The following is a 17,046-nucleotide window of genomic DNA, read 5'->3' as shown; positions in this document are numbered from 1 at the left end:
ATCGCACCGTCGCGGCCGACTCGATACGTCGGGCCGCGATCAGCGGCAAACAGCCCGACAACTGAATCGCAACACCAGAAGGGAGGAGCGCTTTGCTTCATCCGCGCTTGTTGATCGTAGCGGACTGCGAGGGGATCGAGGATACGATCAATGACCTGAAACGGCACGGTTTCGAACCCGAGCCGACCACTACGGGAGCCGAAACCATGGCGTCCTATCCTGATTTCGACGTGGTGCTCATCGATCTGGATTTCACCGACTTCGACGGCCTCACTCTATGCCGGGAAATTCGCCGGGCCAGCGACATCCCGATCATCGGTTTCTCGTCCTTCGAACTGGACCAGGTCCTGGCGCTGGAGGCGGGCTGCGACGACTGCGTCGTCAAGCCGTATCACAGCCGCGAGCTGATGGCTCGCCTGCGCGGACTACTGCGCCGCGTACACATGATGTCCCAACCGGCGCTCATCGTCGGCCAACTGGAGATCGACTCGGCGCTGCGCGAGGTCCGAATCGGCAACCGGCTGATCGAGTTGACCCGCAAGGAGTTCGAACTGCTCCGGCTGCTCGCCACCGAACCCCAGAAGGTCTTCTGCCGGGCCGAACTGCTCCAACGGGTGTGGGGGTATGACGACGTGGACGCCGAGGTGACGTCGCTGGCCAGCCGGACCATCGACACCCACCTCAGCAGCGTCCGCAAGAAGCTCGGCTCGCCGGACTGGATCGTCACCGTGCACGGCGTCGGCTTCCGCTTCAACGACGAGGCGACCCGCGGCAAGCCGGCGCAGGCCGAGCCGGCCCGCGCCGGTGGAGCCGCCGGGTAGCCTGCCGTCCTCACCCCGTCCGCTGCTTCGACGGGGTCAACTGCGGGGTGAACGTGTCGCCGTACTGCTCGGCGAACTCGCCGATGATGGCGTCCTGGTCCGCGCGCACGTCGCGCCCCGCGCACAATGCGTCCAGCACCGCGCTCGACTCCTGCTGCACCCGCTGCACCGCGTCGTAGGGCATGTGGGTGAACGCCACCAATTGGTAGAGCGGCGTGTACAAGTCGGGACGCAGCTCGTGCAGCCGCCGTTCCAGCGCCTTGCGCTCCAGGAACAGCGGGCTGTTCACATGGTCGGAGAGCTCCTCCAGGTTTTGCATCGACAGCTCGGCGAGCGCGTGTCCCGCCCGCACCCGAACGTCGCTGTATTCATCGACCACGACTTCGGCGACCGTCTTGACGGTTCCGCCCTCGGAACGGACCGCGGCCTGGAACTTCTCCAGCAGACTCGCCAGCGTGGCGGCGTCCTCGAAACTACAGTTGATGCCCTGCCCGTAGAACGGGACCACGGCATGCGCGGCATCACCGACCAGCACCGCGCGCCGATGGTGATACGGGGCGCAGTTGATGATCCGGAGCTGACCCGGACTCCTACTGGCGAGCTCGTTGCCGACCTCCGCCATCCGGCCGAACACATCCGGGAACTCGGTCGCACAGTACTCACTGATCGACTCGGCGGACGGCAGCCCCGAAAAGTGCCGCAGCGCATCATCTCCCGCCGTCGGCTTGAACAGACTGGTGGTGAATGTCTGATCCCGGTTCGGCTGGGCCTGGAGGAAATGATCACCGCGCGGCCACAGGTGCATACCCGTCGGGTCGGCGTCCCCGTAGTCCATGGTGATCTCGGCATAGCCGTGCGCGATCGTATCCCGCGTCATCCATACATCTTTCGGATACGCCGCGACGATGGCGTCGCGCACCACGCTGTTGGCGCCGTCGCAGCCGACCAGCAGATCACCGGTGACCCAGCTCGACGAGCCGTCTCGATCCTGAAGCAGCGCAGCGGGTCGCGCGGTGTCCACGTCGAGACACTGCTGCCCGTAATGGATCCGGGCGCCTTCGCGCAGCGCCTGATCGCGCAGCAGGTCCTGCAAGATCCCGCGCGGGATGGACAGCAGGTGGTGGTTGTACATCGTCCCGTACGCCTGCGTCGAGATCGCGCCGTCGCGGTGATGGATGATCCGCTTGGCCAGCACCGAGCCCTGAAGGTAGAGACGGCGTTTCACCGATTGGGGCAGGCAGTCGAGCCCGCGCGAGGTGAGCGTGAGGTTGAACGAGTGACCGGACCCGGTGCCCGCCGACTCGGTCTGCCGCTCGAACAGATCCACTTCCAGACCCTGCCGCCGCAGCAGCGTGGCCAGTGCGCAGCCGACCGGTCCGGCGCCGATGATCACTACCGAGCGCATCGCTTGTTCAGTCATTCTGGTCTCCTCCATGAGCTCGCTCGGGCGGTGGCGCGATGGCGCCGACGGCGCGGAAGTACTCGAACATCCGGTGGATCCAGCCCGGATTCGCCTGCGGGTACGGGCATCCCACGTCGGCGAGGGCGCGCCTGGACTTCTCGTTGTCGAACGAGTGCGCGCCGAGACGCATCACGCCCTCACGCATGAGCGGCACCAGCGGGCCGAGGCCGCGCCGTTCGTCGTCGTTCTCGGCGGTCTCGCGTTCCAGGGCGGCCATCCAGACTGATCCGGTGGCCGATTCCGTCGCGTAACCTTCGGCGCGAATGGCTTCGAGGATGGTCGGCCAGTCGAGTCCGTCGGGGTGGTAGAGATGCCAATTCTCGTTGTCCGGCTTGCCTTCCGAGAGGCGGATGATGGCCCGCGCCACGTAGTCCACCGGCAACAGATCGATCGCCGGCGACTCCACGATGTCGTCGGGGTAGCAGCCGAGCAGCGCGAAACCCTTCATCTGCAACCAGAAGAAGTCATCGTGCCGGCACGCGCCGGTCCGGCGATGGCCGGCGATGCGGCCCACGCGGTGCACGGTGACCGGCAGCCCGGCCGCCCGCGCCCGGAACGCGAGTTGCTCTGCGACCCACTTACTTTGCGAGTATCCGATGCCCAGGGACCCGGGGTCGCCCGGCACCGTGTCCTCGCCGACCTGACCGGAGGTCGAGTCGGGCGGGAAGACGCCGAGCGTCGAGATCAGGCGCAGCGGAGTGCGATTGATCCCGCAGAAGTCGAGCAGGTGCCGCAGTCCGTCGACGTTCGTGCGCTTGACCGTGTGATACGGAACCACGAAATTGATATGTGCCGCAGCGTGATAGACCTCGGTCACGTCGCGGGCCACGGTGTCGTAGTCGTCGCCCAGACCGAACCGCGGCTGGTCGAGATCGCCGAGGCAGACGTCCACCTCGTCGAGTCCGGAGGGGTCGAGCGCGAACTTGCGGAAGGTGCGGCGCAGGCGGTCGCGGCCGTCCGCGACGGTGTCCGCGCGGACCAGACAGCGCACCCGCTGTTCGGTGCGGAGCAGTTCGTCGAGCAGGTGGCTGCCGAGGAAACCCGTTGCGCCGGTGAGGAATACCGTGCCATGCTCGGGCTCGCGCCGCTCCCCCACGACGAGATCGTGCAGTTCGGCGTCCGTGGAAAGGTCCGGTGCGGCAGCGGCATAGCGGTCGGCGAGGCTCTTCGTCATGCCGCGCGGGGTGGGCGTGCTCAGCAGCGTCGACAGCGCTACATCGGTGTGGAAGTGCTGTTTGACCTGCCGGTGCAGGCGGGCGGCGAGCAGCGAATGGCCGCCGAGGACGAAGAAGTCGTCGTCCGGTGTCGCCGGGCGGCGGCCGAGCACCTCGCCCCACAGCTCGGCCATCGTCTGCTCCGAGTCTGTCCAGGCGACCTCGGAATGATCGGTGTCGCCGGCCGTCGACTCGACGGGCAGCGCTGCCAGCGCCCGGCGATCGGTCTTGCCGTTCGGCGTCACCGGGATGGTGTCGAGGCGGGTGACCTGCCGCGGGATCATGTATCCGGGCAGCACCGCGCCGAGCCGATCGCGCCAGTTCGTAGGCGGTTCCGCCGCGCCCTGCACGAAAGCTTGCAGCGCGCGGTCGCCACCCTCGGACACGACGATCACGGCGGCAGCGTCCACGTCCAGCTCCCGCTCCAGCGCGGCCTCGACCTCGCCGGGTTCGACGCGGTAGCCGCGGATCTTGACCTGATCGTCCTTGCGGCCGCGGTAGTGCAGGCGCCCGTCCGGGGCGAGCACGACCACATCGCCGGTGCGGTACATCAGCTGGCCGTCGACAAACGGATCGGGGACCATGGCCTCGCGGGTCTTGTCCGGCAGCCCGATGTAGCCTGGCGACACGACCGGTCCCGCGACGCAGAGTTCGCCCTCGACGCCGAACGGCACCTGCCGGTCCACGCCGGTCGAGTCCGTGTCGAGCACGTACGCGTCGACGCCGGCGACCACGCGGCCGATCGACGGAATGGTCGGCCATTCCTCGGTGTCGGCCGGAAGCTGGTCCCAGCTGCACAGATGCGCCTCGGACGGGCCGTAGGCGTTGATCAGCCGGGCCTCCGGATTTCGGCGGAACATCGCCCGCACGTCGCCGGTGATCACCAGGCGTTCGCCGGTGACGTACACCTCGCGCAGGTCCGGCAGTTCCACCGTGGACGAGCGCAGCACTGCGGCCAGCTCGCGGAGCGTGACGTACGGCAGGTACGCCCGCTCGACCCGCTCTTCAGCGAAGAGTGTGGCCAGCGCCTCGAAGTCGGTGCGGGCGGCAACCGGCGGGATCACCAAAGTGCCGCCGTTGCACAAGGTTCCGAAGACCTCGATGGCGAAGACGTCGAAGGCCGGCGGCATGTACTGCAACGTGCGCATCTTCAGATCCGAGGTGAAGCGAGCCTGGTTGTGCACGAGGTTGGCCAGCGTGATCTCCGGCAGCCGAACGCCCTTGGGACGACCCGTGGAACCCGACGTGTACACGATGTACGCGGCATCCTCCGGCGCCTTCCGCCGGCCCTCGAATGAGGCGTCGGCGCTGGCTATTTCGGTCACATCGATGACCTCGAGCCCAGACGGCAGCGAGGCCTCGGCGATGTCGATCTCAGGGGCGCGCACCAGAATCTCTGCGCCACAGTCGTTCAGGGTGAAGTTCAGTCGATCCCATGGCTGATCGGCGTCGAGCGTGACGTAGCTGCCGCCGGCGCGCAGGATCCCGATGACCGTCGCGATCAGCTCGAGGCTCGACCGCATCAGCACGGCGACCGGCTGCCCGTCGCGCACTCCCCTGGCGGCCAGGTTCGCGGCGACCGCGTCTGCGCGCGTTGCCAATTCGGCGTACGTGATCGCGGTGCCGTCCACCGTCACCGCAGGCTCAGTGCTCGCAGCGTCGGCGCTCGCCGTGAACAGGTCGGCGGTCAGCTCGGTGCCGAGTTCGGGCGCATCGCTGCGGCGCGCGCACAGCTCGGCGATCGCCCGCTGCTCCGCGTCACCGGTCCAGCGCAGATCGTCGACCGGCACGTCCGAGTCGGTGAGCACGCTGTCCAGGAGGGTGCGCAGGCGCTGCGCCAGGTAGTCGGTGAAGTTCTCGCCGTCGGCCGCGGCGGTCGCGTGCTCGACGACCAGCGTGAAGTGGTCGGAGGTCTCGTCCACCAGGATCGCCAGGTCGTATTTGGCGCCGCCCGGCTCGTGCTCCCACGTCTGCACTCCCCAGTCGGGCAGGTCCAATCGACGTGCGGCGGCGGGCATTACGGTGACCATCGCGTTGAACAGGGCCCCGTCCTGGCTGCCACCGGCCGAACGCAGCTCGCCGAGGACCGCCTCCAGCGGCGCGTGCCGATGCCGGAGCCCTTCCAGGACCTCCTGTTTCGCCGCCCGCAGCACGTCCCGTGCGGTGGTTCCGTCCGCCAGCCGGTGTTGCAGCACAACGGTATTGGTGAGGTGGGCAAGCACCTCCGCGTCACCCGCGCCGCGCACTGACACCGGAATGCCGAGCAGGACATGGTCCTGGCCGGTCTGCCGGTGCAGCATCACGAAGCTGAGGGCGACGAAGAACATGCTGGTGGTGACGCCCTCGGCGGCGCAGAACTCGCGCACCCGCGCCGACATCTCGGCATCGAGCACCGACTGCCGGGTCACGTGCCGGGCGGGCCCCTCGGCGGGCAGGCCGAGCGGTGCGGCCGCCGGGGCGTCGGCGAGCTTGTCCCGCCAGAACCGCAGCGTTTCGGGATCGGCGGACAGCTCGGCCCAGCGCGCGTAGGCCTCGATGGCCTGGCGGCGGTCTTCCCGCGGCGGCTCGGCACCGCGCCCCACCGCGGTGTAGGCCGCTTCCACCTGGGTGAGGTACGGCTTCCAGGACATGCCGTCGAAGACGGTGTGGTGAATGTTGAACACCAGCACGCTGTCGCCCGCGTCGCCGAACCGCAGATGCCGGACCCGGGCGAGCGGACCCGCGCGCAGATCGAAAGCGACCCCGGCGATCTCGGCCACCTGTTCGGTCACCCACGCATCGAGGTCACCACCGGGATGGTCGCGCACGTCGATCTCCGGCGCCAGCTCGCGGTGCACCACTTGGCGCAGCTCGCCGTCGGCGTCCAGATCGAAGGTGGTGCGCAGCGCGGCATGGTCCCGGTGCACCACGGCCAGCGCCTCGACGAGGTGGCGGTGCTCGAGCTGAATGCCCAACCGCAGCACCAGTGGCTGGTTGTACGCCGTCGGATCCGCGCCGTAGATGCTGTCGAACCACAGACCGGGCTGGGCCGGGGACGCCGGCCGGCGTTCTGCGCCGTTCGATGTGTGTTGATCGGTAGCCGTCATGTCAGCCTCGCGCACGCTTGGTGCGGATCAGGTCGGCGACACCGCGCACGGTGCCCGCGCCGACAATCTCGTCGGGGGCCAGTTCGACGCCCGACAGGTCCTCGAGCCGGGCGCCGAGGTCGATCAATTGCAGTGAGGTGACACCGCTTTCGATCAGCCCGGCATCCAGGTCGAGCTCGTCGGTCTTGGTGATGTCGGCCAGCGACGAGCGGACGACCGCGGCGATCCGGTCCTCGGGTTCGGTCCGCACGGGGACACTCGTGTCCACGCCCTCCGGGGCCTCGTCCACGCTGTGCTCCGCGAGCCGCGTGCCGAGTTCCTTGCGGTCGATCTTGCCGTTGGCGTTGCGTGGAAAGGCGTCGACGACCAGGACCATCGACGGAACCATGTAGTCGGGCAACTGATTTCGCAGATACTCGGTCAGATCTCGTTCCGCGAGTTCGTGTCCGGTCGCCGGCACGCACCACAGCGCGAGCTGATCCGCCGCACCGCCGCTCGGCACGGCCTGCGCCACCGCCTGCTGAACGCCGGGGAACGCCTCCGCGGTCACCTCGACATGCCGTGGCTCCACCCGGAATCCGCGCACCTTCACCATCTGGTCGGTCCGCCCGGCGAGCACGATCTCCCCGTCGGTGGTCAGCTTGGCCAGATCGCCGGTGCGCAGCAGCCGGTGCCCGTCGTGCCGGACGAACTTCCGCTCGGTCTGCTCCGGATCGCCGAGATAGCCGAGCGCCACACCGTCCCCGGCGATGCACAGCTCGCCGATCCGGTCGGGCCGGCACTGTTCCAAATGCTCGTCACGTACCGACATCTCGACGGTCGGCATCGGCCTGCCGACCGGAATCTCGGCATCGGACAGGTCCGCCTGGGTGATCTTGTGGACCGCGGTCAGCGCGGAGTTCTCCGTGCAGCCGAACGCGTTGAACACGTCGCCGTCGATAACCGCCAGCGCGCGCTGGAGGTGCGACGCGGACGGGAAGTCACCGCTGACGATCACCGTCCGGACGTGTGTGAGGTCCTCGGAATGATGCTCGACGAGCAAATTGAACAGTCCGACCGAGAGGTTCAGCACGGTGATCCGCTCGCGCGCGATCACTCTCGCCAGCTCACCGAGCGGCGGCATCTCCTGCGGCGCGATGGTCAGCCGGCCACCACGCAGCAGGCAGGTCCAGATGTCGGTGGTCGACGCCGCGAACGCGGGCTGCGCGAGTTGCAGGAACCGATCCTCCGGGCCAGGGGTGAAGCCGACGAGATGCTGCGAGACCCGGGCGATTCCGCGATGCGCGATCACGACGCCTTTGGGTACTCCGGTCGAACCGGACGTGAACAGGATGAACGCCGGTGCCGCCGCCGTGACCGCAGACGGTCCGGATTCGGTGGACAACGACTCGGCAGCCGCCAGCAGAGCACTGACCGGCAGACATGAATCCTCCGGAAACCCTTCTGCCGCAGCGGAGTCCGTCACGGTAAGCACCGGCTCAGCGACCTGATACATCCGCGACTTGTGCTCGGCCGGATGGACCGGATTGAACGGCACCACCACGAGCCCGGCCTTGAGAATGCCGAGGAACACCTGATACGTGGCCAGGCTGCGCTCGAGCTGCACCCCCACCCGCGCCCCCGGCGTCAGTCCACGATCACGCAACGCCCGCGCGATCTGGCTGCTGACGTTGTCCAGTTCGGCATAGGTCAGCGTGGTGTCGCCGTCGGAAATCGCCTCCCGGTCGGCATATTCGCGCGCCGCACGCACGAACGCGTCGACGATGGTCTCGGTGGTCGCGCCCTCGGCCGAGCCCGTGCTGGCGGACTCCGGGGCGGTCAGTGTGGGTTTCATCGCGCTGATGTCACCGTTCCTTCCGGTGTTGATGCGCCTCGGCGGCGCGGCGCCAGGCCGAGGTGCCGCAGACTGGTCCGGCCGAACGGGGTCGACGGGTCGGCCAGATCCAGCGGCAGGTCGAAGTGGTCCCGCTCGGGCACGATCTGCGCGCTCACCGGGACCGACTGCGCGGCAAGATGTTCCGCGTATGCCGCATGCTGATGCAGATAGGTACGGGTCTCGTGTCGTCCGGCGGCGAGCAGGACCGAGTCACAACGCGGCGCCGGCATCCGCAGCGGGCTGCATTCGCGGGCGAGTTCGGGGGTCAACCGGACGGCGTCGTTGACGTAGGTTTCCGGGATCTCGGTGAGGTCGTACAGGCCGCTGAGCAGGCACGCGGTGCGCACTCGGGGCGCATCCTCACCGGTCAGCGCCGCGGCGAGCAGATGCGCGCCCGCGCTGCTACCGGCCACGTGCAGCTGCTCCGGATCGATCCCGAGCATCGGCCCGGTGGTGACCAGCCAGTCGAGCGCCCGGACCACCGAGCCGATCATGCCGGGTACCGTGCGATCCGGCGCGAGCCCGTAACCCACGGCGACATAGGCACATCCGTGCGCCACCGCGTGCTCGGCGGCGAAGCAGGCGTCGTCGATGCCGGACTCCTGCCAGTGCCCGCCGTGCACGAACACCAGCGCCGGCGTCCGCGGTCCCCGAGTGCCTTGCGGCACAGCGGGAAACACGTGACAGCGCTCGCCGTGGCCCTCGCCGTACGGCACGGCGATGTGCACGTCCAGCTCGGACCGGGCGGCGTCGCTGAGCGTCCGGTACCGCCGCAGCGACCCGTCCATGTGCCGCGCGACCGAACTCGGCGAGTACTCGCGGTCCAGCAGGGTGGGCTCACTCATCGGACTTGCGCCCTTCGATGACTCCGTGCGGCGTCCAGCCCTCGTTGCGAATCCGCTTGATGTCGCCGAATCCCGCAGCGACGAGCCACTCTTCGTGCTCACGCCACGGATAGATGGTCGACTCCTCGGACGGCAACGTGGCGAAGTAGACGTTGTCCAGCGCGGTGTAGAGCGGGCCGCGCCCGTCGTCGTCGGCGAACGCGTTGAACACGATCACCCGGCCGCCCGGCGGCAGCGCCGCGTGCGCCCGCTCGAGCAGCGCCCGATTCTGCTCCGGCGACCAGATCACGAACTGATGCGCGAACAGCGCGGCGTCATATCCGCGCGGCAGCGGATCGCCGAACATATTGCCGGCCACGACGTCGATCCGATCACCGAGCCCGGCGGCCGCGATATTGTCGCCGGCCACCTCGACGGCGCCCTCGAGATCGAACACCGTGATCTTCAAGTGCGGATGCGCCTGGGCGAGCGCGATCGCATTCACCGCGTCGCCGCCGCCGACATCCAGAATCTTGGTCACGGTGCTGTAGTCGACCTGGTGCAGCAGCACCGGATTGGACAGCTCCGACCAGGAATGCATGCCGCGGAAGAACAGCGCCTCCAATTCCGGCGTCTGCTCGAGCCGGGTGTAGAGGTCGTTTCCCTTGCCGGGCAGGTGCTTGAGACCCAGGTTCTTGCCGGTCCGCAGCGACTCGGCGTATTCCTTCGCGGGCAGGTAGGTCAGCCGCTGCTGGAAGTCGATGATGTTGCGGATGAGCGGCCAAGTGCCGTCGGCCATCGCGTCGTGCAGCATCGCGCTCAGCGTGTACTCGTCGCCCGCACGGTCGGTCAGGCCGAGCGAGGTGGTGCCGAGCAGCAGCTGACGCGCGGATTTGGCGGGCAGCCCCAGCCCCTCGGCGGCCTGGTCGCTGGTGGACGGGCCGTTCAGGTCGAGGTATTCGAACAATTGCAATTCCGAGGCCGCGCGCAGCTGCTGAAAAGCAGCGAATCCGAACAACACCGGGACAAGCGAGGTGAGGTCGACCGGTTTCGTCAGCTCGGTCTTCATTTCCGTCATCGTGATCGTGTTCCTCCAGCAGTCGGGGTATTTGTCTGAGGTCTGCGCGTCTAGAGCCGGGTGCGGAAGGTCCACAGTTCCGGGAAGAAGCGGTGTTCGTTGATGGCGCGGAGCCACGGTGCCCCGTCGGTGCCGGCCGTCCCGCTCTTGCCGCCGAGCATCCGCTCGACCACGAGCAGGTGGGTGGCCCGCCAGTGCGAGAACTGGTACGCGACCTCCAGCAGGGCCTCCGCCAGCCGGTGCGCGTCGGGATGCCGGTCCGGGTGCCGATAGATCTCCAGCCACACGTCCTCGACCAGCGGATCGGCCTCGTGCTGTTGCGCCGACGGCTTCTCGAGACACTCGATGGGAACCGAAAATCCTTGCCGGGCAAGATGTTGCAGCACCGCGTCGTACAACGACGGCTCCAGCAGTTCGGCTCGCAGCATCGCGTGCCCGTCCCGCATCGCCGCCTCCACCTGCCGCCGCGGCCGGTTGCCCATCACGAACTCCAGGGCACGGTAGGCGAAGGACTGGGTGCCGGAGGCGTCGTTGAGCACCTCCCGGAACGCCACGAATTCGTCGACCGACATGCCGTTCATCGACTCCCAGCAGGCCACCAGCACCCGCTGGGTGCGGGTCGCCCGGGCCAGCGCCAGGCAGGTGCCGGCGACGTCGTCGCGGGCCAAGGCGCGGCGGGCGGTGTCGAGATCGTCGATCACCGCGCGGAACAGCAGCTCCTTCACGTGACTGATCAGGATGAAGTTCAGCTCGCCGCGGGCCTCGCTGCGCGGGACCTGCAACTCGTGCAGTTCGTCCATGTGCGCGTAGGTCACGTACTCGGGCGCAACATATTCGGGTGCGCGGGTCATCGCCCTCCCTCCACGGCACGGCACAGTGCGTCGGCCGCCCGCGACACCTGTTCGTGCGTCACGTACAGCGGCGCGAAGGCGAAGCGGATCAGGTCCGGTGGGCGGGCGTCGACCAGCACGCCGCTGTCCGCGAGCGCGCTTTCGACCTTGTCCGCCTGCGGAATTCGCAACGCGAGATGACCACCGCGGCGGTCCGCGTCGCGCGGGGAGGCGAGCTGATCCAGCAACTCCGGGCGGCTGCCGTCGAGGCACTCGAGGAAGAACTCGCCGAGATCCCGGGAACGCCGGTGCAATTCGTGGATCCCGACCTCGACCAACGGGGCGAGCGCATGATTCAGCCCGACCAGGCTCAGCAGCGGCGGCGTGCCGGTGCGGGCCCGATCGATGTCGTCGGCCGGGATGAACGTCTGCGTCATCGCGAACGGCTTGGCGTGCCCGTGCCAGCCGGCCAGCGGAAAGTCCACGGTCGATTGGAGTCTGGTGGGGACGTAGGTGAAAGCCGGTGCGCCCGGGCCACCGCCGAGGTACTTGTACCCGCACCCGACGGCCAGGTCGACCGCATTCGCGTCGAGATCGACCGGCAGCACGCCGGTGGCGTGGCTGAGATCCCACACCGACACGGCCCCTACCGCGTGACACAGCGCGGTGATCGGGCGGATCTCGCGCCGCTCCCCCGTGCGGAAGTCCACGGGTGCGGCGAGCGCCGCCGCCACCTGAGTGCCGTTGTCCCGCAAGTATTCATCGAAGCCGGCCCGCGACTCGACCACGAGCTCGCGGTCCAGGAGCCGGGCCACCGAATTCGCGATGTAGAGGTCGGTCGGGAACGACTCGGCCTCGATCAGCAGCACCGGGCGGTCTGGCCGCAGCCGGCAAGCGGCGGTCAGCGCGTTGAACAGCGTGGTCGAGGTGGTCTCGCCGGCCACCAGCACCTGCCCCGGCCCGGCGCCGAGCAACGTGCCCAGCTTGTCGCCGACCGTGCGGGGCAGCTCGAGCCACCCGTCCTGGAACCAGGCCTGCACCTGGCGCGGCGCCCACTGGCCGGACACGACGCGGTCGAGTTCGGCGGCGAGGTTGCCGCGAGGCGGGCCGAGGGAGTTCCCGTTGAGGTGGATGGAGCCCTCGGTGGCGAACTGGCGCGCGTACTGGGCCAGCGGATCGAGATCGTCCCGGCGCCTGGCCTCATCGAGCGCCGGCATGGTTGCTCCGGATTCCGACCGAATGCTCATCCCTCACTCACTTTCTGCTCGTCGTCGATCGCGGGGACCCACACCTGGCCGGTGATCCGCACGCTCGCGGTGTCGCCGTGGCTCGCACCGGTGCAGCCGAAGACGGACTCGCGACCGTCTCCGGTCACCTGGCGAACCGTCACCGGCGACCGGCCGTCCGCGGTCAAGCCGAGCCCGGTGAGTCCGAGCGCGGCGGCCGCGGGCAGACAGCCGGCGTCCTCCGGGATGCCGAACCCGGGCGCGAACACACGGGCGAGCACCTCCTGGCGATCCGGGTCCCAGCGATACGCAGTGAGGTCCGTGAGACCCAGCTCCCGCATCCGGTCGAGGTCCGGGACCGGCAGGGAACGCGGATCCTCGGTGACTCGAACGAGGTTGAAGGCCCGCCCGACGCCACCGGCGTGCGAGGTTCCCCGGCGCCAGCCGAACAACGCCGGGTCGTGCGGAATCGGTTCGTGCACAACGGGTCCGTCGAACGGCACCCGTACGTCGCGGCCGTCGGTCCACAACCATTGGCAGCCGACCTCGGCCTTCCGGCCGACGTCGCCCGGCGCCAGCTGACCGGTGCCGACCAGGCAGGCGGCCACCCCGGCCAGCGAATGCGTGCCGAACGGCGTCTCACCATCGGTGTTGAAGATTCGCGACCCGAAAGTCTGTTGCGCCGGGGAGCATTCGCTCACCAGGGCGCTCTCGTCCGAATTGCCTTGGCGCGCATACTCGGCGGCCTCCGCCACCACGCCGTCGTCGCACCGGCCCGCGGGGATCAGCACATCCAAGGTGCTCCCCCGGCCGGGCGCCGCGCCGAACATGTCCACGCGTAGTACTCGCATCACTCGCCTCCCAAATGCTTCTCGGCGAAATCGATGACGACCTGTTCGTCGCCCTGATACGGCTGATCGAGGCGCGGCCAGTGCACGACCAGATCGGTGATGCCGGCCGCTTCGAGCTCGCCCGCGGCGTCCTCGTAGGCGGCCAGCGAACCGGTGATCCCGCCCACCGCCGCGTCTGCGACGAACAGCTTGCCCAGGGTGGCCGGGTCCCGGCCCGCCCGCTCGCACGCGGCGTCGATGCCGCGCACCTGGTCTCGCACCATGGGCACGACCTCGCGCAGCGGCCGCATGCGGAAGTCGTTGGGCGGTCCGGACGTGACCCAGTACCGCGCGAACCGGGCGGCCAGCGCCATGCCCCGCGGGCCGGTCGCGGCCACGGCGAAGGGCAGGCGCGGCGCGTCGCCGGCGCGCGGATGGAAGTCGACGCCCGCCGCGGTGTACCAGCGTGACACCTTTGTCACGGAGCCTCGGGCGAGCACGGTGTCGAGGAGTTCGACGAACGCCTCGAATCGATCGGCGCGCTCGCGCGGGCCGAGGTCCGGCCCACCGAGGATGCTCACATCGAATCCCGGTGCGCCGGAGCCGAGTCCGCAGATCAGCCGGCCGTTCGCGATGTCGTCGACGGTCACGAGTTCCTTGGCGAGCGCGACCGGGTTGCGGAAGTTCGGGGTGGCCACGAGCACGCCGAGGCCGATGGAACTGGTGACGGTGGCCGCGGCCGTGAGCGTCGGAATCGAGCCGTACCACGGGCGATCCGCGAGCCAGCGCCACATCAGGTGGTCGTAGGTCCAGGCGTGCTGGTAGCCGAGCTGTTCGGCGGCGCGCCACCGGTCGGCGGCGACCTTCCACTCGTGCTCGGGCAGTAGGACAATGCCGTGCTTCATCGGCGCGCCTCCTCGAGTCGCATGTCCGATACCAGCCGGGCCGCCCGATCCAGCACGTGCAGGATGTCGGCGACCAGCGGTCGCATCACCGCGTCGGACTCCGCGGTGACGACCGGGTGATGGTGGCCGTCGACGTCGGGGTAGAGGCCGTTGTGCCGCAGGTCCGCGGTGAGATCCGCGATCCGGGCATCGAGCTGGGCCGCGAATTCGGCGTGGCTGACCGGGCGCCGGACGGTCAGGAAGAAGTTGTCGTAGAGGTCTTCCTTCTCCCGGGAGACGCTGACGCCGGGTGCGCCGGCGGATTTCTGCAACAGCGAATGACCGTCCGGCACCAGATGATCGGCGATGTGACTGTGCGTCGCCTCGTTGCGGGCGACGGCCGCGTCGAGCGCGGCGCACGCCGGATCGTCCTGCCAGGGCATCTTGCCGCGGAAGATCCGGCGCACCGGTCGATAGTCCGGCGCCCAGGTGCCGCTGAATGCGGGGTGCTGCAACGCCATTCGCGCCCGGATATCGGCGTGATAGTGCTCCCGCGGAACGGTCGAGGAGTAGAGCAGCATCGCGCTGTACCCGTCGACGCAGGCGGACAGCAGGTCGAGCTCGCGCTCGCCGGGCTTCTCGGCGTCCTCGTCGGCGTGCAGCCACACCACGTCGCACATGGCCCGCCACATCAGGAACGAAATCTGGTGACCGGCTATCCAGCGGTACCAGAACAGCCGTTCCGCTTCGACCGGCTGCGCGCCGAATACCTTGTAGTCCAGCATTTCCCGGTCGGCGGCCGCGGCATCGTTGTCCGCGTCCGCTGATCCCTCGAAGCCGTCGCCCAGCGGCGGCATGAACAGCACGTGGGGCTGCAATGCGGGCGGCCGGCGGCCCTTCGACTCATGTCCGTTACGACTCACGACCCTGCTCCAGGAAAGTAGAGGAATTCCATTTCGAGGCCGTTCGGATCGACCACGTACAGGCTCTGCATGCCGTCCGCGTCGGTCACGATGTCGGACGGCGCCTCGTCTCTGGCCCAGTGCAGGTCGGTGGACGCTCGCGCCTTCAGCCACTGCTCCCGAAGTGCGACAAGGTCTTCCGGCCGGTCCACGGTGATACCGACGTGTTGATATTGGTAGCCGAGCGGGTCCGGGGCGCCCTGCGTGTGCGCGGCCCGGTCGAAGACGTGGAATCGCACGTCCCCCGTTTTCAGCTCGACCAGCTTCTCGATTCCCGGCAGTCGCTCGAGAGTGAGTGGCGAGAAGCTGTCGAGCTTCCATTCCACCGTGGCGCCGAGGAATTCCTGGTACCACCGGATCGTGGCGTCCACGTCGTCGGTCTGAATGGCGAGGTGGTGAAATCTCGGCGCGATGTCAAGCCCGTGCATCGGATGCCTTTCCGTCGCGAATGTGCTCATGGCGGGTCCCTCACCGCTGTGGGAGGGAATGTCCCAGCACCTTCCATACTCGACGGAGAGCGAGGTCAGGGGCAATCAAATGGGGTTCAAGAAACTCTTAAATCGCTGTCAGACAACAGTTGTCGGCACTTGTCGAAAACCTTTGACCAGCAGGGGTTTAATGCGCTCGAAACCGGTTACTCCGGCGCGCTGGATGATTCGAGTTCAATTGGGCGGCGCGCACACTGCGACGCCGCCCAACTGGCCGGTTCAGCTATGAAACATAATACGCCGCAACTGAATTGACGGCGGCTACGAGCTCTGTCCGGCTTCCTCGGCGCGAACCGGCTGCATCGCCGTCTGCGCAGGGGCCTGATTGCGTTGCAGCAGATCAGGTATCAGCGTCAGCAGTCCGCCCAGCGCCATGGCGGCGCCGATCCAGAGCGGCGCGGTGAGGCCGAGCCCGGCGCTGATCCCGATGCCGCCGAGCCACGGGCCGATGACGACACCGATGTTGATGGCGGACCCGTTGACGGTGTTGACCAGTGCACCCTCGTTGGACACCGACATCACCCTGGCCGCCATGGCCGGGTTGAGCGGCAGGCCGATCAGGCCGAGCAGTACGGTGGCGGCGATCGTCGGCGCTTTGTACTCGACGCACAGCGCGAAACCCGCGAGTACCAGCATCAATGCGATCAAGCCCGCGAACAGGATCGGCCGCGTGTACCGGTCCGCGAACCGGCCGACGACGGCATTGCCCACCACGGTGGCGATCCCGTACACGGCGAACAACAGTGGCACCGTGGCCGGCGCGAAGTGCGTGGCATCGGTGAAAATCGGTGACAGATAGGTGAATCCGGCCACGACCGAGCCGATGACCAGGGCATTGGTCGCGTACGCGCCCCACAGCCGCAGGTTCCGGAAGGCCGGGACCTCCGATCGGAAGTCCATGGTCTGGGTATTGCCGCCGGACGGGACCAGCGCCACGACCGCGGCGATGCACACCACCGCCAGCGCGTCGACCAGCCAGAAGCTGGCCCGCCAACCGAAGTGCTGCTCGATGAAGGTGGCCAGCGGCAGGCCGACGACCTGAGCGACCATCATGCCGCCGTACAGCACCGACATGGCGCGTCCGCGCCGTTCGGCGCCGACGAGACGCACGCAGACCGCGGCGCCGACGCCGAAGAACGCCGAGGCGGCCAGCGCGGTCACCACCCGGGCGATCACCAGCACCCAATAGTCTTGCGCCAGAGCGCCGATCGTCTGCCCGACCACGAACACCACGAGCAGCCAGATCAGCGACTTCTTCTGCGGCACCTTCGACAGGCCGACAATCAGGGCCGGCCCGCCGACGACCATGCCGAAGGCGAAGATCGAGACGAGGTAGCCGATGGCGGCGATGGAGACACCGAGGTCGCTCGACATGCCGGGAATCAGCCCAGCGACCATGATTTCGGTGGTGTTGAGGCAGAAGACGCCCAGGCCCAACACATATACGGCGAACGGCATGGCACCC

General features: G+C 68.3%; 13 protein-coding genes. 1 reads left to right on the top strand and 12 read right to left on the bottom strand.

Features of this window, described 5'->3' with window-relative positions; all coding sequences use genetic code 11:
• The first annotated feature begins 92 nt into the window (after nt 1-92).
• Entirely contained in the window at nt 93-821 is a 729-nt protein-coding gene (locus tag F3087_RS28160; protein WP_396897587.1) for a response regulator transcription factor, read from the top strand.
• Between the two features lie 10 nt (nt 822-831).
• On the opposite strand, the gene F3087_RS28155 is transcribed toward F3087_RS28160, so the two are convergent.
• The 12 genes from F3087_RS28155 to F3087_RS28100 all read right to left on the bottom strand — a co-directional run bounded on the left by F3087_RS28155 (nt 832) and on the right by F3087_RS28100 (nt 17,039).
• Complete coding sequence (locus tag F3087_RS28155; protein ID WP_150405068.1) at nt 832-2,241, bottom strand: FAD-dependent oxidoreductase; 1,410 nt, start codon at nt 2,239-2,241, stop codon at nt 832-834.
• Entirely contained in the window at nt 2,234-6,583 is a 4,350-nt protein-coding gene (locus F3087_RS28150; RefSeq protein WP_150405067.1) for a non-ribosomal peptide synthetase family protein, read from the bottom strand. Before F3087_RS28150 ends, F3087_RS28155 begins: the two co-directional genes overlap by 8 nt.
• Nucleotide 6,584: 1 nt before the next feature.
• Nucleotides 6,585-8,417, bottom strand: a complete 1,833-nt coding sequence (locus tag F3087_RS28145; protein WP_150405066.1) for a non-ribosomal peptide synthetase — start codon at nt 8,415-8,417, stop codon at nt 6,585-6,587.
• A complete protein-coding gene (locus F3087_RS28140) occupies nt 8,414-9,304 on the bottom strand; it encodes an alpha/beta hydrolase (RefSeq protein ID WP_150405065.1) in 891 nt (296 codons plus the stop codon). Before F3087_RS28140 ends, F3087_RS28145 begins: the two co-directional genes overlap by 4 nt.
• A complete protein-coding gene (locus tag F3087_RS28135; protein WP_150405064.1) occupies nt 9,297-10,361 on the bottom strand; it encodes a methyltransferase in 1,065 nt (354 codons plus the stop codon). Before F3087_RS28135 ends, F3087_RS28140 begins: the two co-directional genes overlap by 8 nt.
• A 50-nt stretch (nt 10,362-10,411) precedes the next feature.
• Nucleotides 10,412-11,212, bottom strand: coding sequence for a tryptophan 2,3-dioxygenase (locus tag F3087_RS28130; RefSeq protein ID WP_150405063.1), 801 nt, complete (start codon nt 11,210-11,212; stop codon nt 10,412-10,414).
• Nucleotides 11,209-12,438: an aminotransferase class V-fold PLP-dependent enzyme gene (locus tag F3087_RS28125; protein ID WP_223885404.1), complete on the bottom strand. Its 1,230-nt coding sequence runs from the start codon at nt 12,436-12,438 to the stop codon at nt 11,209-11,211. The genes F3087_RS28130 and F3087_RS28125 overlap by 4 nt, the downstream gene beginning before the upstream one ends.
• Nucleotides 12,435-13,268 (bottom strand): phenazine biosynthesis protein PhzF, encoded by an 834-nt coding sequence (locus F3087_RS28120; protein WP_223885403.1) that lies wholly within the window; start codon nt 13,266-13,268, stop codon nt 12,435-12,437. Before F3087_RS28120 ends, F3087_RS28125 begins: the two co-directional genes overlap by 4 nt.
• Nucleotides 13,268-14,152 carry an LLM class flavin-dependent oxidoreductase gene (locus F3087_RS28115; protein WP_150405061.1) on the bottom strand — a complete coding sequence of 295 codons (885 nt, stop codon included), beginning with the start codon at nt 14,150-14,152 and terminating at the stop codon, nt 13,268-13,270. Before F3087_RS28115 ends, F3087_RS28120 begins: the two co-directional genes overlap by 1 nt.
• Entirely contained in the window at nt 14,149-15,054 is a 906-nt protein-coding gene (locus tag F3087_RS28110; RefSeq protein ID WP_223885402.1) for an L-tyrosine 3-hydroxylase, read from the bottom strand. Before F3087_RS28110 ends, F3087_RS28115 begins: the two co-directional genes overlap by 4 nt.
• On the bottom strand, nt 15,051-15,551 hold the full coding sequence (locus tag F3087_RS28105) for a VOC family protein (protein ID WP_223885401.1): 501 nt from the start codon (nt 15,549-15,551) through the stop codon (nt 15,051-15,053). The genes F3087_RS28110 and F3087_RS28105 overlap by 4 nt, the downstream gene beginning before the upstream one ends.
• A 291-nt stretch (nt 15,552-15,842) precedes the next feature.
• On the bottom strand, nt 15,843-17,039 hold the full coding sequence (locus tag F3087_RS28100) for an MFS transporter (RefSeq protein WP_150405060.1): 1,197 nt from the start codon (nt 17,037-17,039) through the stop codon (nt 15,843-15,845).
• Nucleotides 17,040-17,046 lie beyond the last annotated feature (7 nt).

The organism is Nocardia colli (assembly GCF_008704205.1).
GTDB lineage: Bacteria > Actinomycetota > Actinomycetes > Mycobacteriales > Mycobacteriaceae > Nocardia > Nocardia colli.
Note: the sequence above shows the minus strand (reverse complement) of the source record. Positions and strands in the feature narration are given on the sequence as shown.